Below are 18,797 nucleotides of genomic sequence, written 5' to 3'. Positions count from 1 at the left end.
TTTAAAGTTGAATTAAAAAAAGACCAATAAAAATACGTGCTAATGAAGGCAAGTAGACCATGGGACATATTGCGCTGCAACCGTAAAATTATCGGCCTGACAGGAAGCCAACCCCTGTCGGCGCTGTTGGTTCCACCCCCCTTCGTGGCAAAGACGGGCGGCAGCGATGATTCGCGAGCCATAAAGTGTCAGAAATTACAACGCAAATTTGAGATTGCTTATTCGTAGTCCTCACGTATTTCGTAGCAATGGTCTGGTCATTAGTGATTCGGTCTCCTTTTAACCTGGGCGGCGTTGGGGCAATAAAGGGGCGCAAGGCAGTGAGATTTTCTGCCTATACTTCATTGCTGTTCTCCATTGCGGTTCTTTCGGGCTGCAATACTCCCGCGGGCGTTCGGTCGTTCGGGGGCGCTCAGATGGTGTCGCCTTCCGAGGCGCTGGTTTTTCCACCGCCCGGCGGCCCCGAAATCGTCACCGTCGTCAATCGCACCTATTCCAACGCAGTGGCGCAGCAGGTCATTTTGCGCTCCGAGGCCGCTACGCCCGGGCAGAATTATATCAAGGCGGAGTTTTTCGGTCCGCAGCAGGCGGGCGATACCGGTCGTGACGCTCTGGCCTTCACCGGTTTCAGGGCATCCTCGGTGGCCCGGGAAATCCGCGCCGAGTTTCCCGGTGAAAGCATCGCCATGTCGCCGAATTACCTGCAGAACGGTTATGGCGCGTTCTCCTATGCTGCCGGCAGCGGTCGTGGTGACGATACCTGCCTTTATGGCTGGCAGGACATACGCTCGCCGGAAAGCATGCGGCAGGATTTCCGCAATCTCGGGCGCATCAAGGTGCGGCTGCGCCTTTGCCAGTCGGGCGCCAGCGTAGAGCGGCTGCTGGCGGTCATGTATAATTACACGATCACCGGCACCTATGCCTCGCCCAGCTGGAACCCTTACGGCACGCCGCAGGCGGTGGATAAAAATCTCGGACGGCCCGGCCATCCGGTCTATCCCATCAATGCGGATGCGGTGCCGATGCGGCCCGGCGGTGAGGTGACCGCGAGCGTGCCGCCGAGATCCGCCCGTCGCGTTGTGGCCGCAACGCCCCAACAGCCGGAACCACAGCCGCTGCCACCCGTTGCTGCGGTCAGTATTCCGTCGCCCGCGTCGGTTGGAGCGCCTGCAAGCTCCGCCGTGGCGGGCAGGCGCGCAGATGGCGTGCCGGCGGAAAACGGCCGGCAATCAACACAGGTGCCGCAGGTCGTCATTCCGTCGCCTGCATGCCTGTCCGGTTCGGGAGCGGTGCAAGGATGCAGGTGATTGCAGGAGCCAGCGGGGCAGCATGCGGTAAGGCGCAGATCGCAAAAATTCCGGGCCGAAATTCCGGGTGGAGAAGACAACGGAAAGTTTCTGGATGAGCAAGGCCATCACAATCATTGTCTGGTTGCTTGTGTCGCTCTGCGTTCTGGCCATCGTCACGATGCCGGTCAGCCTGCAGACGCATCTGGTCGCCACGGCGATTTCGCTTATCCTCCTGGCGACGATCAAAGGCTTCAACGGGCAGGGCGCCTGGCGGCTGGTGGCGCTCGGTTTCGGCACGGCCATCGTGCTGCGTTACGTCTACTGGCGCACCACCAGCACACTGCCGCCGGTCAATCAGCTCGAAAACTTCATTCCCGGCTTTCTGCTTTACCTGGCGGAGATGTATAGTGTCGTGATGCTGGCGCTCAGCCTCGTCATCGTGTCGATGCCGCTGCCGTCGCGCAAGACGAGGCCCGGGTCGGCCGATTACCGGCCGACGGTCGATGTCTTCGTGCCGAGCTATAACGAGGACGCGGAGCTTCTCGCCAATACGCTGGCAGCGGCCAAGAACATGGATTATCCGGCCGACCGGTTCACCGTCTGGCTGCTGGACGACGGCGGTTCGGTGCAGAAGCGTAACGCCAGCAATATCGTCGAGGCGCAGGCGGCGCAGCGCCGCCACGAGGAGCTGAAGAAGCTCTGCGAGGACCTCGACGTGCGTTATCTGACGCGCGAGCGCAACGTCCACGCCAAGGCCGGAAACCTCAATAACGGGCTTGCCCATTCGACCGGTGAGCTCGTGACCGTGTTCGACGCCGACCATGCGCCGGCCCGCGACTTTCTTCTGGAAACGGTTGGCTATTTCGAAGAGGATCCGCGGCTCTTTCTTGTGCAGACACCGCATTTCTTCGTCAATCCCGATCCCATCGAGCGCAACCTGCGCACCTTTGAGACGATGCCGAGCGAAAACGAGATGTTTTACGGCATCATCCAGCGCGGTCTCGACAAGTGGAACGGCGCTTTCTTCTGCGGTTCGGCCGCCGTGCTGCGGCGTGAGGCGCTCCAGGATACCGAAGGTTTCAGCGGCGTCAGCATCACCGAGGATTGCGAAACGGCGCTGGCGCTGCATTCGCGCGGCTGGAACAGCATCTATGTCGACAAGCCGCTGATCGCCGGGCTGCAACCCGCCACCTTCACAAGCTTCATCGGTCAGCGCAGCCGCTGGGCGCAGGGCATGATGCAGATCCTGATTTTCCGCCAGCCGCTGTTCCGGCGTGGCCTCTCGTTTACGCAGCGTCTCTGCTACATGTCGTCGACGCTGTTCTGGCTGTTCCCGTTCCCGCGCACCATCTTCCTGTTCGCGCCGCTGTTTTACCTGTTCTTCGACCTGCAGATATTCGTGGCCTCGGGCGGCGAGTTTTTGGCCTATACGGCGGCCTATATGCTCGTGAACCTGATGATGCAGAACTATCTCTATGGCAGCTTCCGCTGGCCGTGGATTTCGGAACTTTACGAATATGTGCAGACGGTTCACCTGCTGCCCGCCGTCGTTTCGGTGATCTTCAACCCCGGCAAGCCCACCTTTAAGGTGACTGCGAAAGATGAATCCATCGCCGAGGCGCGGCTTTCGGAAATCAGCCGGCCGTTCTTCGTCATTTTCGCGCTGCTGCTGGTGGCGATGGCCTTTGCCGCGTGGCGCATCTACAGCGAACCTTACAAGGCGGATGTCACGCTCGTGGTCGGCGGCTGGAACCTGCTCAACCTCATCTTCGCGGGCTGTGCGCTCGGTGTCGTTTCCGAGCGCGGCGACAAGTCTGCGTCACGGCGCATCACCGTCAAGCGGCGTTGCGAGGTCAAGCTTGAGGGCAGCGATGACTGGATGCCGGCGTCCATCGACAACGTGTCGGTGCACGGGCTGCTGATCAATCTCTTCGACAGCGCGACAAACATCGAAAAAGGCGGCACGGCCATCGTGAAGGTCAAGCCGCATAGCGAGGGCGTACCGGAAACCATGCCCGTCAATGTCGTGCGGACGGTGAAGGGCGAGGGCTTCGTCTCGATCGGCTGCACCTTCGCGCCGCAACGCGCCGTCGATCATCGCCTGATCGCGGATCTGATCTTCGCCAATTCGGAACAGTGGAGCGAATTCCAGCGGGTGCGCCGCAGGAACCCCGGCCTTATCCGCGGCACGGCCATCTTCCTGGCCATATCGCTCTTCCAGACACAGCGCGGCCTTTATTATCTGGTCCGGGCGCTTCGGCCTGCTCCCAAAGACGCCAAAACTGTCGGAGCCGTAAAATGAGCGGCCGCAAACCCATCCGGGGTCCCCTGGCAGCGTTGATACTGGGAGGCGTTGCGACCGGCGCGATGGCCCAGTCCTCCCCCTTTGACATGTCGCCGGAAAGGCCCGCCCAGACCGCGCCGGCGCCCCTGCCGCCACCCACCACTCCACCTGCCGCGCCGCGCCAGCAACCGCCTGCCCAGATGCAGGACCAACCGCCGCCTCAACCGTCGGTACCGCCGCCTTTTGCGGTTCAGCCCCCGCCTCAGCGCCCTGCGGTCCCGTTGCCGCCGGTTTCGGTTCCTCCGCGCCAGGAGGGTGCAAGGCCTGTTCCAGCGCAGGTCTCGCGGCTCAACGCCGATAGCCGCCGCCGATATATACTGCCTTATGAAAAGCTCAGCCTTTCCGGCGAAATGGATCGGCGGCAATGGAGCATCTATCTGACGCCGGAACAGGTGAATGCCGCCGTTTCGCTCAATATCGGCTACCAGAACGCCGTGGTGGTTGCGCCGGAAAGCTCGAATTTTCAGGTCAGCCTGAATAATGTCGCGCTGGACGCGGCGCGTATCGAAGCGCCTGACAGTGAGGGCAATGTCTCTCTCAAGATTCCACCTGGTATCCTGCAGGTCGGTTCAAATGTCGTGCGACTGGGCGTGCAGCAGCGCCACAGAACCGATTGCACGATCCAGTCCACCTATGATCTGTGGACCGATATTGACCCTGCCAATACCTATATCGGCTTTAATGCCGATGTCGCCGGAAGCTTCGCCAATATCGACGATATTCAGGCGACGGGGCCGGACGGCAAGGCGATGACGTCGATCGAGATCGTCGCGCCGGCGCTTGGCAATCCGGCATTTGCGGATTCCCTGCTGCGCCTTTCACAGGCGCTGGCGCTCAGAACCCAGATGCCGAACCAGACGATCCGTTTCGTGGCCGCTCCTTCAAGTGAGCGCAAGGCAGGCACGCTGACTGTCCTCGTCGGCACCGCCCGCGAGATTGCCGGCATGGCCGGAACGCTGCCGCCCGAGGCATCGGCCGGCGCCTTTGCCGGCTTTGGCGTCGCCGCGCCGGGCGGCCTTTCACCGCTTTTTGTCAGCGGCCCCACCCCGCAGGCGGTACAGGCGGCAATAGAGACGCTGTTTTCTTCGATATCGCGAACACCCGGCGCCCTGCGAACGAATTTTTCGACCCGCAGCTGGCAATCGCCGGACGTGCCGCTTGTCATGTCGGACCGCCGTATCGCGCTTTCCGAACTCGGCCTCGAAAGCACCGAATTTAGCGGCCGGCGTTTCCGCAACGAATTTTATGTCGGCATGCCCGCCGATTTTTATGCATCGGCTTATGGCGAGGCGTCGCTGCTGCTCGATGCCGCCTATTCCTCGCAGGTCTTGCCGGGCAGCCATGTCGACATCTACGTCAATGACCAGATCGCCTCGACAGTGCCGATTTCCAACAATGGCGGCGGCATTTTCCGGCATCTGCCCATTAACGTCACGATGCGTCACTTCAAACCGGGGCCGAACAGGGTGACCATCGAGGCGGTGCTGATGACGGCGCAGGATCAGGCCTGTGCGCCTGGCGCGCCGGCCAGCACGACCCCGCGTTTTGCCCTGTTCGATACGTCCGAATTTCATATTCCGGACTATGCGCAGATCGGCCGCAAGCCGGATCTCGCCGCGCTGGCGGGGGCAGGGCAGCCCTATCGCGCCGGCGGCGCCCCCGTTGCACTATCGCTCGACCGTTTTGATACCGACACCATGTCTGCGGCAGCGACGCTGGTCAGCCGACTGGCGAGCGTGGCGGGGCATCCCATCGATATCGAGACTGTCGCTTCGCCATTGGTGATCGGCGACCGAGATGCCCTGTTCGTGGGAACGATCTCGCAATTCCCGCAGGCATTGATCAGCCAGTTCAATCTCGTTGCTTCCAGCCAGATATCCTGGAAAATGGGAGCCGCCGTCCAGCCTGCCGCGCAGAGCAGCGAAACCCTCTTCAACGACTGGCGGGAACGCGTCGATGGCGGCGTGTGGGAGGGGCAGGTATCCTCTTTCGAAGAGTGGATGAAGCGGAATTTCGATCTGAGTTCGGATACGCTGCGTTTCCTGCCGGCGGCCGAACAGCCCTATGCGCCACCCGGCAATGTCTCGTTCATGCTGGCGCAGGGGCTCAGCCCCTCCGGCGAAGGGGTGTGGACTCTTGCGACGGCGCCGACGTCAGCGGAACTTTTTGACGGCATGGCGGCGATGACCCGGGAAAATCGCTGGCGCGGTGTCACGGGACGTGTCGCCGCCTACGATACCGCTGCTGAAAAGCTCGAAACGTTGGAAGTGGAGCGGCCGTATTTTTACGTCACGCGGGCTTTCTCCTTCTCCAACTGGAGGCTGGTCGCCGCCAACTGGCTGTCTTCCAACGTTCTTTCCTATTCGCTGGCGTTCATCGGTTTCGTGTCTCTCTTGGGCCTCGTCACTTTTGCGATGCTGCGCATGATGGGGCGGCATCGATGAGGAACGGGATATCGAAACTGGTCGGTATTTTCTGCCTGTCCGTGATGGCGGTGATTGCAACTATTTCCGTCAGCCGCGCCGCTTCGGTCACGCCGGAGGCGTGGTCGGCCTATAAAGGCGCGTTTCTGGATTCCGGCGGTCGTATCATCGATACCGGCAACGGCAATATCAGCCACAGCGAAGGGCAGGGCTACGGCATGTGGCTTGCCGTGCTTGCCGACAACCTGTCCGATTTCGAGCTGATCTGGAGTTTCACACGCACCGAGCTTTTGGTGCGCGACGACGGGCTTTCCGCCTGGAAATGGGATCCGCGCACCAAGCCGCATGTAACTGACATCAACAACGCGACGGACGGCGATATCCTGATCGCCTATGCGCTGGCGCTGGCGGCCGGGCAATGGAACCGGCAGGATTATGCCGAGGCATCCGCCGCCATCGCATCCGCCATCCTCAAGAAGACCGTCGTGCAGCGCGGTGGGCGGACGCTGCTTTTGCCGGCCGCCAGCGGTTTCGATGAGGACGACCGCGAAGACGGACCCGTCGTCAATCCGTCCTATCTGATTTTTGAAGCCTTTCCGGTTCTCGATCTGGTCGCGCCATCGCCGCTCTGGAAAGCGATTGCCGATGATGGCGCGGCGCAAATCGGCGCATTTTCTTTCAGTGACAGAAAACTGCCCGCCGACTGGGTGTCGGTGAAGACAAAGCCGCAGCCGGCCGCGGGTTTTCCGCCCGAGTTCGGTTATAATGCGGTGCGCATACCGCTTTATCTCGCAAGAGCGAATATCGGGTCAACGCAACTGCTCGCCCGACTGAAAGACGGCATGACGCTGGAAAGCGGCGCCGCCGGAACCTTCGATCTGAAAGCCGGCACGGTCAAGGATGTTCTGTCCGACCCGGGGTATCGCATCATTCCGGCTCTCGCCGCCTGCATCGGCGGCGGTCCGGCCGTTTCCGCCGAACTTAAAAACTTCCAGCCAACACTTTATTATCCTTCCACATTGCATCTTCTGGCATTGTCGTTTCTGGCAAGGAATAACGGGGAATGCCGATGAACAAGCCGCTGTCGACCTCGGCTCTCATATTGCTTCTGATTGCGCTCGCCGCCTTCCACTGGCGCGACAGCATTCTCGGGCGGGTGTCGGACGTGCATACATCGGCGGTCGGCGACAATCGGGCGGTACAGCGTGTTTTGCCGACGGCGGCCAATCCGGCGCAGATCAACGCTTTCGTCAAGAACCGTGAAATGGCGCAGGTAACGCAGCCCGCGACACCGCCGGTCACCGTGCCGGCGACCGAGCCCTTGCCGATGACGCAGGCTGGCGGGCAGGCGCCGCAAACACAGACGGCGCAGGCGCCGGCTCCTCGCACGCCCCAACCCGCATCGGCCGATATGCCCGAAGTCGATCTCAGCGCGCTGCGCTATTTTGCAGCCAGGGGCGATACTCAGCGCCTTCAGGCCGAAATCGCGCGTCTGCGCACGCTTTATCCCAACTGGACGCCGCCTGCCGACCCTCTCGCCATTCCCGAAAACGGCGATCCGCGGCTCGATGCCATGTGGCAGCTTTATACCGATGGCCGTTATGCCGAAGTGAGGAAGGCGATCGCCGACCGCCAGCAGGCGGAACCTGGCTGGCAGCCGCCTGACAATCTTATCGGAATGCTTTCGCTTGCCGAAGCGCGCCAGCGGCTCGTCAATGCTTCCGATCTCAAGCAATATGCCACGGTGGTGGATACGGCCGCCAACAATCCCGGCCTGCTGACCTGCGGCGAGGTCGATGTCCTGTGGCGGGTTGCCGACGCCTTCGCCAATACCGACCGCATGGGACGGGCGCGCGACGCCTATCTCTACATCCTCAACAATTGCACGGTCGCCAGCGACAGGCTCGCCACCGTGCAGAAGGCATCCGCGCTTTTGCCGGCGGAAATGATGGACGAGCTGCTGGCCAGGGAAAAACCCGGCGCGGACGGTCAGCTGGAATTCGAACCGGTCAAGAACGATCTCGCCCGCCAGTTCGTGGCCAAGGCAGGGGAGAAGGAGGGCGTTGCCGTTCCCTCCGCCTATTTGATGCGGCTTCAGCGGCTTGCCGAGACTGACAAGCTTGCAAGCGACGCCCTGCTGCTCGGCTGGTACAATATCCGGCAGAAGAACATGGCGGAGGCGGAGAAGTGGTTCCGCAAGGCGCGGGAAGAGGAAGACAGCGCATCGGTCTCGCAGGGGCTGGCGCTGGCGCTGATCGACCGTAACGAGCCGCGTGAGGCCGAGGACGTCATGTATAAATGGCGCAAGGCATCCGACGATGCGCTTGCGACCTATCTCGCCGCAACGGCCAATCTTCTGGCGCTGGAACCGTCGGTCGTTCTGCCGCCGGATGTGCTGCAGCGCATCGCCGCCGAAACTGTGGCGCGCAAGGATGCGGCGACGGCGCAGCAATTCGGCTGGTATTCGCTTGCCTTCCGGCAGACGCCGCTTGCCTTGCAATGGTTCAGCACGGCCCTTGGCTGGAAACCCGATGATGAACCTTCAGCCTACGGCATGGCCGTCAGCTATCACGATCTTCGCAATCTCGCCGGCCTGCGTGGCATCCAGCAGCAATGGGCAGGCCGTTCGCAACGTATCGCCGATGTGGGAACGGCGCGCATGGTGGACCAGTCCGGGCAGACGGTTGCTCCCATAACCGCGCCGCCGGTTGTCGCACAGGTAACGGCGCCGCCCGTGCAGACCAGTGCACCGCAGGGCGAGACGGCGGTGGTTTATAACCCGCCTGCCGTCCAGCAGCTTGAACCTTCGCGCAAGCAGGCGCGCCGCCCCATGCAGGCTCAAAGGGAAACCAGCACCGCCTCGCGCCCGCGTTCCTGCGCCGCTTATCCCGATCCGCAGCGTCTGCCGGCGCAGCAGGCGCTCGATCTCGGCTGGTGCCTGATGGAGACCAACCGGCCGGCGGAGGCTCTCAAAGCTTTCGAATCCGCGCTTGAAAGCGGCCAGTCCAATGTCAAAAGCGATGCGGCCTATGGCCAGAGCCTTGCTTATCTGCGCATGGGCTTGACGGACCATGCCGCTGTTTCGGCGACGAAATCGAGCATGGATCGCCCGCGCGCAACGGAATTGCAGGTCTCGATCCTTGCTGACCGTGCCGTTTCCGCGTTCGGGTCGAAGCGGTATGCCGAAACGCTTCTCCTGCTCGACCAGCGGGCGCGGCTGGCGGATGAGCGTACGGACCTGATGGTTCTGCGCGGTTATTCCTATCTCGCCATGGGCCGTTATGGCGAGGCCGCCCAGATTTTCGAAAGCCTGACGGCTATCGGAAACAGGGATGGCATCCGGGGACTGGCGGCGGTGCGCGCCGCCCGGCCGAGCAACGGTCCCCAAGGCGGCTGACGGGCGGCTTATCGCGGCTGGATATAGCCGGCCGCTGCTATTCCGCGTCGGTCAGGTTGCGGATGATGCGCATGAAGATGCGCGCGCCGGTGCCGATCAGCGCGTCCGGAAAGTCATAGTCGGGATTGTGCAGGTTGGGATAGTCCCGGCCTGCGCCAAGAAAGAACATGGCGGATGACGAAACGGCGCGAAAGCGGCCGAAATCCTCGGACGCTCGCATGGGCAGCCCCTCCGACCCGTGGGAGATTTTCTCCTCATCCAGCGCTCGCCGGATATGCGCGACCGCGTCAGGCGCATTTTCACAATGCAGGAAAATATCGTCATAGGTGATGTCGAGCGTCAGCTTCTGTTCGTCCGCCACCTTCTTAGCCAGCGTTTCCGCAGCCTCGCAGAGTTTTTCCATCCGGTCGTCGGTCAGTGTCCGGAGTGTCGCCCAGATTTCAGCATCGGCCGGGGAAATGCCGAAGGCGGCTTCGCCCATCACGGCATGGGTGATCGTCACCATCGAAAAATCGGGTTCGGGCGGGAAACCGGAACCGAGTTCGGCAAGGGCCGGCATCAGCCGGGATATTGCCCGCATCGGGGAAATGCCGTGTTCTGGCGAAGACGCATGCGCCGTCTTGCCGGAGAGGCGGATCTTGATCCCGCGCGATGCGCAGTTGACCGGTCCCTCCACCACGCTGACATGGCCGAAAGGCAGGCCGGGCAGGTTATGGAGCGAAAAGGAATAATCCGGCTTTATCTGCCCAAAGCGCGGGTCGGCGAGAACGGCGGCGGCGCCCGCGCCGGTTTCTTCCGCCGGCTGGTACAGAAGGATGACGCGGCCTGTCGCGGGTCGCTGCCGTGAAAGGCCGAGCGCCAGCGCCGTCAGAATGGTGGAGTGGCCATCATGGCCGCAAAGATGGCCCTTGCCGTCGGTGCCGGAGCGGTATTCGGCGTCACTCTTTTCGTGAATGGGCAGGGCATCGAGTTCCGAACGGATAAGAACCGCCGGGCCGCTTTTGCCGCTTTCATAGACCGCAGCCACGCCATGGCCGCCGAGATCGGTGAAAAGCTGGTCGGGCTGTGCCTGCTCGAGGAAAGCGCGGATGCGCCGCGCCGTTTCCTTCTCCTTGCCGGAAATTTCCGGATGACGGTGAAGATCACGGCGAAGCTCAATGAGATCGAGCATGTCCTTGTTGGTCAGAAACATCAAAAATCCTTGCAAGTCGTCCGGGCGGTTTTTCCTGCCGCAACTTACAGGGCGTTGCCTTTAATGCAAAACCTTTGGCGGGTGCCAGCGTTTGCCCGCCGCTTTCGGCTTGATGGCGAGCGTGACGACATCGGCGGGCAGCGGAACCTTGGCCTTTGCCAGTTCCAGCCGGGCAAGGGCTGCGCGGGCCTTTTCCGCATATTCCAGATGCGCCGCATCGTCGGAATGGTAGTGCTGCAACCTGTCGAGAATTTCCGCACCTTCCATCGTTCTTTCGGCGGCGATCAGCGCCACGGCGCATTTGTAAAGCGCTTCCCGGTGGAAGGGCGCGCGATTGGTCACCTGGCGGAAGGCCTCGGATGCCTCGTGGTAATGCTGCTGCGCCAGCCGCGCCTCACCGATGCGCAGCCAAAGCACGACTGGTTCCTGCCCGGCGGCCAGAAGGCTGAGAAAGGCGATTTCGGCTTCACGGAATTCACCCCGGTCGAATGATAGATTGGCGAGCCCGAATTGCGCGCCGAGATGATCCGGTGCGGCGGCCAGCACTTGGCCGAAGGCGATGTTAGCCTCCGCCTTCTTGCCGGTCTTGTAGAGTTTGAGGGCCTGTTCATAGACGAAGCGGACGCTGCGCGGATGAAGCGTGCCGCCGAGATTATCGCCCGAGCGGGTGCGGAACAGCGTGCAGCTCAGCTTCTGCTCCTCCGGCCCGAAGAAATATTTGTAGGGCTCGTTGCCGCGCAGGAAATCATAGGTTTTGAAACCCTGCTCGATGGCCCTGCGAATGCAATGGCCATGCAGCACGAGGCCGGGGGAAGGGGTCTTCCAGTTCTCGTCGCGGCCGGTAATGTAGAACAGGACCGATTTCTTCTGGCGGTCGATGATATTGGCGAGCGCGCCGAGCGGCTGGTCGCCGAACCACAGCACCGGCACTTCGAGGTCGCCACGGATATAGACATCCATCAGCATCTGCCGTGTTGCGCCGATCAGAAGCTCCGTGCGTTCCTTGCCCTTGTGCGGCGCCCAGCGGATGCGCCAGAAATCGAACAGGATATCCATGTCCCGCTTGATTGTTTCCCGTGTTGCGAAGGTGATGCGATATTCGTCGCCGCCCTCCACTTTTCTCAGGAAACGCCTGAGCTTCTGCCGGGTCTGGCTGCTCATATGGCTGTCGAGATAGCCGTCGAACGTCTCCGGCAGGGCCACCACCGGGCAGATGCAATTATTGATGTTGTAGGGGTTGGTCGGCATGTTGTCGCGAAACATGACGAGCGGGCCCTGAAGTGCGCGGATCATCGCCTCGCGGCGTTCCGGCGGGCCGGAAAGATAGTCGAGCTTCAACTCGGTCCAGTTCTGCTGGCGTATATAGGAACAGAAACCGGCGACTGCGTGATTTTCATAGTCCGGCAGGGTGATGAAACCGGTGTAATCCGCCGCCGCATTGCCGGCCATGACGATGCTGTCGTGGAAGCGTCCGGTTTTTTTGTCCGGTTCGGTGACGATGCGCAGCGGGAAAAACGCCACATAGGGCGAGCCTTCCGCCCGTTCGCGCAGCGCAAGAATGAACCAGCGCCTGCGGCGCGGCATATAGTCCCTCAGCCACCCCCAGGAGAGGAAATGCCGGGCATGGGGATCGGCCATGAACACCGCATCCCAGTTTTCGCGGATCGCCTCGAAGCCGGCGTCCGTGTCGATGATATCGATACGCATTCGTCCCCCTCCCAATACTGATCACACATTCGGGAGGCTTCATTTTATGGGTAAACGGTCGGCTTCAAATATTCCCTTCGGGTGAAAGCCGTGCATCAAATGGGATTAGCCCGTCGCCGATCCGCCATCGCTGCGCCGCGACAAAAAAGACCTTGTCAGCCGGTGGCAGCGCTCTAACATGCGGGGCTGAATGCGCGGCCGGATCAACGGTCCGCATGGCACAGGAGTTCTCACATGGCTGTTCCTTATATGCTTCTGACCGGCGCAAGCCGCGGAATAGGGCATGCCACCGTCAAGCTGTTTCAGGAAAAGGGCTGGAGAATTCTCACCGTATCGCGGCAACCTTTCTCCGAGGAATGCCGTTGGCCGTCGGCGCGGGAGAGCCATATTCAGGCCGATCTGGAGGACCTGTCCCGCATTGACGATCTGGCGGACGAGGTGCGTTCACGCCTGCCGGAGGGAAAGCTTGCGGCGCTTGTCAACAATGCCGGAATTTCGCCGAAGGGCGAGGGCGGTAGCCGTCTCGGTGTCATGGATACGACGGCGGAAATCTGGACGCGGGTGCTGAATGTCAATCTCGTTTCGACGGCGCTGCTCGCCCGCACGCTTTTGCCGGAACTGGAAGCGGCAAAAGGCTCCATCGTCAACGTCACGTCGATTGTCGGCTCACGGGTGCATCCTTTTGCCGGCGTGGCCTATGCCACATCGAAGGCGGCGCTCGCGGCGCTGACGCGCGAGCTGGCGCATGAGTTCGGCCCGCGCGGCGTGCGCGCCAATGCGATTGCGCCGGGCGAGATCAACACCGCCATCCTCTCCCCCGGAACGGCGGAGCTCGTGGAAGCCCAGGTGCCGCTCGGGCGGCTCGGTACCACGGCCGAGGTGGCGCAGACCATCTATTTCCTGTGCTCGGAACAGTCGAGCTACATCAACGGCGCGGAAATTCACATCAATGGCGGCCAGCACGTCTGACACGCCGAGCATCAACCGAAAATGGAGCCTTCATCGATGACCATCCTGCCGAATTCCGTCGAGGCACGCGATATCGCCTATCAGATGCATCCGAACGTCAATCTGCGCAAATTCGAAAAGACCGGCGGTCTGGTGATCGAGAGCGGCGAGGGCATCTATGTCACCGACAGCAGCGGCAAGCGCTATATCGAGGCGATGGCGGGGCTGTGGTCGGTGGCGCTCGGTTTCGGTGAACAGCGGCTGGTGGAAGCGGCGACGAAGCAGATGCAGAAGCTGCCCTATTACCACACCTTTTCCTACAAGACGCACGGCCCGTCGGTCGATCTCGCCGAGTTGCTGATCGAGCTTTCACCGGTGCCGATGTCCAAGGTGCATTTCACCTCCTCCGGCTCCGAGGCCAACGATCTTGTCGCGAAGATGGTCTGGTATCGCTCGAACGCGCTGGGCAGACGCGACAAGAAGAAGATCGTCGGCCGCATCAAGGGGTATCATGGCGTAACCATCGCCTCGGCCTCGATCACCGGCCTGCCGCGCAATCATGAAAGCTTCGACCTGCCGCTGGACCGCATGTTGCATACGGCCTGCCCCTCCTATGTGCATTTTGGAAAGGAAGGGGAAAGCGAGGCGGATTTCACCGCGCGCATCCTGAAGGAGCTGGAGGATATGATCCTGCGCGAAGGCCCGGAAACCATCGCGGCTTTCTGGGGCGAGCCGGTAATGGGCGCTGGCGGCGTTCTCCTGCCGCCGGAAGGTTATTGGGAAGGCGTGCAGGCGATCCTGAAGAAATACGATATTCTGCTTGTGGTGGATGAGGTGATCTGCGGCTTCGGTCGAACCGGCAGGATGTTCGCCTGCGAGACCTACGGCATCAAGCCGGATGTGCTTGTCGTCTCCAAGCAGATTTCGTCGTCCTATATGCCGCTTTCGGCGATCATCATGAATGACAATTTCTACCAGCCGATTGCCGATGAATCCGACCGTATCGGTTCCTTCGGCCATGGTTACACCGCCTCCGGCCATCCCGTCGCGACGGCTGTGGGGCTGGAAAACCTGAAGATCATTCAGGAGCGCGATCTGGTCGGCAATGTCGCCCGGCTGGAAGGCAAGTTTCTCGATCATCTGAAGGCGCTGGCCGATCACCCGCTCATTCATTCCTCGCGCGGTATCGGCCTGATCGGCGCGCTGGAGGTGAAACCGTGGGAGGGCATGAAGCCGGGCGATACGACGCTCGCTCTTGCCGCGGCCATTGAGGAGGAGGGTGTCATCACCCGGCCTATCGGCGAATCCATCTGCTTCTGCCCGCCGCTTATCATTACGGCCGAACAGCTGGACGAGCTGTTTGCCGGTGTGAAGCGTGGTCTCGACAAGGTCGCGGCTGCCCGAGGCTGATAACTCCAGCGATTGTGCCGGCCGGTTTATCCGACCGGCCTATCCCCGGTAGGCCACAAGCACCGCGCCGCAGGCGATCAGCACCACGCCGAGCCAGTTGGGCAAAGACAGCCTTTCCCCCCAGAAACAGCACCGCAAAGACGGCGACAAACACGACGCTCAGCTTGTCGATGGGCGCGACACGGGCGGCGTCGCCGAGTTTCAGCGCCCGGAAATAACATATCCACGATGCGCCGGTCGCCAGTCCAGAAAGCACGAGGAACGCCCAGGTTTTTCCCGAGATCGTGGAAGGCTGCTGCCAGTTGCCGGTGATGTAAACCATCAGGCCGGCGGCGGCGAGAATGACGACGGTGCGAATGAGAGTGGCGAAATCGGAATTGATGTTTTCGACGCCGACCTTCGCAAGGATGGCGGTCAAAGCCGCAAAAGCCGCCGATAGCAGCGCCCAGAATTGCCAGGCCAGAAACAGGTTCTTCATGCCGCCACTCCACTCATCGCATTGGTTGAGTTTCGGCTCTACAGCATCTTCCGGCCGATAAGAACCCCGTTTGATGGGCGCGAGCCTGAACAATGAAAGCCCGGCGCATCCAGTCGATGCGCCGGGCTTTCCATATGTGCCTGCCCGGAGAAACCGGGACAGGCCGGACCTTGGGAGGTCTTATTATTCGGCGGGCTGCACCGAAGCCGGAAGCTGGTCTACATCGGCGATGCCGGTGAACTCTTCCTGGCCGCTCAGCACGCGGGCGAGCTGATCCTGATCCAGTTCGCCTTCCCAGCGGGCGACGACGATGGTGGCGACCGCATTGCCGACGAAGTTGGTGAGGGCGCGGCATTCCGACATGAAACGGTCGATGCCGAGGATCAGCGCCATGCCGGCGACGGGAACTGAAGGCACAACGGAGAGGGTTGCCGCGAGCGTGATGAAGCCCGCGCCGGTGATGCCGGCCGCACCCTTGGAGGAGAGCATGGCCACCAGTAGCAGCAGGATCTGTTCGCCGAAGGACAGTTGGATGCCGGTCGCCTGTGCGATGAAGAGAGCCGCCAGCGTCATGTAGATATTGGTGCCGTCAAGGTTGAAGGAGTAACCGGTGGGGATGACGAGGCCGACGACCGAACGCTTGCAGCCCGCCTTTTCCATCTTGCTCATCAGGCCCGGCAGGGCGGCTTCGGAAGACGACGTGCCGAGAACCAGCAGCAGTTCTTCCTTGATGTAGCGGATAAGCGCGACGATGGAGAAGCCGTTGTAACGGCATACCGCACCGAGAACCACGAACACGAACAGGAAGGACGTGACGTAGAAGGTGCCGATCAGCATTGCGAGGTTGGTGACGGACGAGATGCCGTATTTGCCGATGGTAAACGCCATTGCGCCGAAAGCGCCGATCGGAGCCGCCTTCATCAGGATCGCGACCAGCTTGAAGATCGGATACATCAGGGCATGCATGAAATCGGTGACGGGCTTGCCCTTTTCACCGACGATGCCGAGCGCGATACCGAAGAGAACTGAGAAGAACAGCACCTGCAGGATATCGCCGCTGGCGAAAGCACCGACGATGGTGGTCGGGATGATGTTCATCAGGAAGCCGGTGATGGTCTGCTCATGGGCCTTGTCGGCGTAGGTCGCGACGGCCTTGGCATCCAGCGTGGAAGGATCGATGTTCATGCCTGCGCCCGGCTGCACGGTATTGGCGACGATGAGACCAACGATGAGCGCGAGCGTGGAGAATACCAGGAAGTAGATCATGGCCTTGCCGGCCACGCGCCCCACCTTCTTCATGTCGTTCATGCCGGCGATGCCGGTTGCGACGGTGAGGAAGATGACGGGTGCGATGATCATCTTGACGAGGCGGATGAAGCCGTCGCCGAGCGGCTTCAACTGTTCGCCGAAGGCCGGATAAAAATGGCCGAGCGCGATACCGGCGATGATGGCCACCAGAACCTGGAAATACAGGTGCTTGTAGAATGGCTGCTTGGCGTGGCCTGCGGCCACGGCTGTCGTATCGATCATGTTTTTTCCTCCTCGGCCTCACCCTGCCTTTATTGGCCTCCCGGGATCGCCGTGTCGTTGACGGCTTCGCGCCGATTGCGGAGTCATGTGCAATACGCATGCCAGACTTGCCAATTTGCGATAACTGGCTGATTTCAAAAGTAGTTTTTATTGAGGCTTCGTCGGCTCACAGTCATTTGTGCGGAATTCCGGACAATGTCTCTTGCGGTTTGTGTGTAAATCCGCACAATTATCCCCATGACCTATCAGGATCAGGCACCTCATTCCCGGAAAAAACGGCGAGCGCAATGGCTGGCTCTGGGCGGCCTGTGGCTGCTCGTCAGCCTCGGTGTTTTGCTGGTGGCCGATGAGTTCGCCCGTATCCAGGCGATGCGCACCGCCGCGTCCGAGGCTTCAACGGATGCCGAGCTGAAGATTGCGCTGCTGAATGTCGCGCTGGAGCGGCCCCGGGCCATTCCGCTGGTTCTGTCCGGTGATCCCGATCTTGCCACCGCGCTTGATGGCGGCGGTGCTGCGGCTCTCGACCGGCTGAACCGCAAGCTCGAAGGCTTGATTGAGGGAACCCAGTCCTCGGTAATCTATGTGACCGGGCCGACCGGACTGACCATTGCCTCCAGCAACTGGCGACAGGACGACAGCTTTGTCGGTTCCAACTATGCGTTCCGCGAATATTTCCAGGCGGCGATGAAGACCGGCATGTCCGAACATTATGCGCTCGGTAATGTCAGCCGCCGGCCGGGCCTTTATATCTCCCGCCGTATCGATGCCAGCGACGGCCGCCCGCTTGGCGTCGTCATCGCCAAGGTGGAATTCAACCGGCTCGAGGCGGACTGGAACATCGGCGGCAAGCCGGTCTATGTGGTCGATGGGAACGGCGTCGTCCTGATGACGAGCGTGCCGGAATGGCGCTTCAAGACCGTTGCGCCCATCGACGAGGCACGGCGGAAGACCATTTCCGAAAGCCTGCAATTCGGCACTGAGGCGCTTGCCACCCTGCCGTTCCGCCCGGCCCGGTCTTCCGGCAACGGCGTTCCGCTCATCCGTGTAGACGAACCGGGGCGGGAGCGTGGCGATTATCTCCGGCTGGAAATGCCGGTGCCGACGACATCGTGGACCCTGCATTATCTACAGCCGGTTGCGCCGACCCTCAACGCCACGATCCGCGAGGGCAGGGTGGTGGCGCTGGCGACGCTGATGCCGCTGATGGCTCTTTCAGCCCTGTGGCTGTGGCGCCGGCACAAGGCGCTCAAGGAGAAGGAAGAGGAGCAGCGCGCCCGCGCAGAACTGGAAACGAAGGTGCAGGAGCGGACCCGTGACCTGACGAAGACCCGCGACCATCTGCAGGCCGAAATCGCCCTGCATGAAAAGACCACCGGCGAATTGCGCAATGTGCAGCACGAGCTGGTGCAGGCTAACCGCCTTTCCATTCTCGGCCAGGTGGCGGCGGGCGTGGCGCATGAGATCAACCAGCCGGTGGCGACGATCCGCGCCTTTGCCGATAATGCCCGCACCCTGCTCAAGCGCGATCGTCTGGCGGAAGCCACCGGCAATCTGGAAGACATCGCCGCCCTTACCGAACGTATCGGCACTATCACCACCGACCTGAAGATACTCGCACGAAAGGGCCGCACCGCCGCCGAACCCGTCAGTGCCAGACTGGTGATCGAAGGCGCGGTCATGCTGTTGCGCAGCCGTTTTTCCGGGCAGATGGATGCGCTGGATATCGCTTTGCCGGATCCGGAATTGAAGGTCCTCGGCAGCCGTATCAGGCTCGAACAGATACTCATCAACCTTCTGCAAAATGCGCTGGAAGCCACTGAAGCGATTGACATGGCCCGGGTGGAGGTGCGTGTACGCGAAGACGGCGACATGGTCGTGATTTCGATCGGCGACAATGGCGCCGGCATTCCCGACGCCATCCGCGCCCAGCTTTTCTCGCCCTTCAACACCTCAAAGGAAAGCGGCCTCGGTCTTGGCCTCGTCATCTCCAACGATATCGCTTCCGATTATGGCGGGCGCATCGAGGTGGCAAGCGGCGCGGCGGGCACGTGTTTTTCCGTATATCTGAAACGAGCATGA

11 protein-coding genes and 1 pseudogene are annotated in these 18,797 nt (G+C 61.4%); 8 read left to right on the top strand and 4 right to left on the bottom strand.

What is annotated here, in order from left to right; genetic code table 11:
• Window positions 1-416: 416 nt before the first annotated feature.
• The 5 genes from bcsN to N5D22_RS23020 all read left to right on the top strand — a co-directional run bounded on the left by bcsN (window position 417) and on the right by N5D22_RS23020 (window position 9,453).
• The gene (gene bcsN, locus N5D22_RS23040) at window positions 417-1,307 is read left to right on the top strand and encodes a cellulose biosynthesis protein BcsN (RefSeq protein ID WP_279658167.1); all 891 of its coding nucleotides are present in this window, start codon (window positions 417-419) and stop codon (window positions 1,305-1,307) included.
• Window positions 1,308-1,401: 94 nt separating this feature from the next.
• Window positions 1,402-3,591: a UDP-forming cellulose synthase catalytic subunit gene (bcsA, locus tag N5D22_RS23035; RefSeq protein WP_279658166.1), complete on the top strand. Its 2,190-nt coding sequence runs from the start codon at window positions 1,402-1,404 to the stop codon at window positions 3,589-3,591.
• The gene (locus N5D22_RS23030) at window positions 3,588-6,077 is read left to right on the top strand and encodes a cellulose biosynthesis cyclic di-GMP-binding regulatory protein BcsB (RefSeq protein ID WP_279658165.1); all 2,490 of its coding nucleotides are present in this window, start codon (window positions 3,588-3,590) and stop codon (window positions 6,075-6,077) included. The genes bcsA and N5D22_RS23030 overlap by 4 nt, the downstream gene beginning before the upstream one ends.
• Window positions 6,074-7,129, top strand: coding sequence for a glycosyl hydrolase family 8 (locus N5D22_RS23025; RefSeq protein ID WP_279658164.1), 1,056 nt, complete (start codon window positions 6,074-6,076; stop codon window positions 7,127-7,129). The genes N5D22_RS23030 and N5D22_RS23025 overlap by 4 nt, the downstream gene beginning before the upstream one ends.
• Window positions 7,120-9,453: a cellulose synthase gene (locus N5D22_RS23020; RefSeq protein WP_279658163.1), complete on the top strand. Its 2,334-nt coding sequence runs from the start codon at window positions 7,120-7,122 to the stop codon at window positions 9,451-9,453. The genes N5D22_RS23025 and N5D22_RS23020 overlap by 10 nt, the downstream gene beginning before the upstream one ends.
• A 37-nt stretch (window positions 9,454-9,490) precedes the next feature.
• On the opposite strand, the gene N5D22_RS23015 is transcribed toward N5D22_RS23020, so the two are convergent.
• Window positions 9,491-10,645 carry an amidohydrolase gene (locus N5D22_RS23015; protein WP_279658162.1) on the bottom strand — a complete coding sequence of 385 codons (1,155 nt, stop codon included), beginning with the start codon at window positions 10,643-10,645 and terminating at the stop codon, window positions 9,491-9,493.
• Window positions 10,646-10,705: 60 nt separating this feature from the next.
• Window positions 10,706-12,352 carry a GNAT family N-acetyltransferase gene (locus N5D22_RS23010; protein WP_279658161.1) on the bottom strand — a complete coding sequence of 549 codons (1,647 nt, stop codon included), beginning with the start codon at window positions 12,350-12,352 and terminating at the stop codon, window positions 10,706-10,708.
• Window positions 12,353-12,586: 234 nt separating this feature from the next.
• Between N5D22_RS23010 and N5D22_RS23005 the strand changes: the two genes are divergently transcribed.
• Window positions 12,587-13,321: an SDR family oxidoreductase gene (locus N5D22_RS23005; protein WP_003524050.1), complete on the top strand. Its 735-nt coding sequence runs from the start codon at window positions 12,587-12,589 to the stop codon at window positions 13,319-13,321.
• 36 nt (window positions 13,322-13,357) lie between these two features.
• Window positions 13,358-14,710 (top strand): aspartate aminotransferase family protein, encoded by a 1,353-nt coding sequence (locus tag N5D22_RS23000; RefSeq protein ID WP_279658160.1) that lies wholly within the window; start codon window positions 13,358-13,360, stop codon window positions 14,708-14,710.
• Window positions 14,711-14,749: 39 nt separating this feature from the next.
• Here the strand turns inward: N5D22_RS23000 and N5D22_RS22995 are convergent.
• Window positions 14,750-15,188: pseudogene (locus tag N5D22_RS22995) on the bottom strand (EamA family transporter).
• A 183-nt stretch (window positions 15,189-15,371) separates the two neighbouring features.
• Window positions 15,372-16,718 carry a dicarboxylate/amino acid:cation symporter gene (locus N5D22_RS22990; RefSeq protein ID WP_279658159.1) on the bottom strand — a complete coding sequence of 449 codons (1,347 nt, stop codon included), beginning with the start codon at window positions 16,716-16,718 and terminating at the stop codon, window positions 15,372-15,374.
• Between the two features lie 237 nt (window positions 16,719-16,955).
• Here N5D22_RS22990 and N5D22_RS22985 point away from each other — a divergent pair, with 237 nt between their 5' ends.
• On the top strand, window positions 16,956-18,797 hold the full coding sequence (locus N5D22_RS22985) for a sensor histidine kinase (RefSeq protein WP_279658158.1): 1,842 nt from the start codon (window positions 16,956-16,958) through the stop codon (window positions 18,795-18,797).

It is taken from the genome of Agrobacterium sp. GD03872, assembly GCF_029840625.1.
In the GTDB taxonomy this organism is placed as follows: Bacteria; Pseudomonadota; Alphaproteobacteria; order Rhizobiales; family Rhizobiaceae; genus Agrobacterium; species Agrobacterium fabrum_A.
This window is presented reverse-complemented; position numbering and strand designations above follow the sequence as displayed.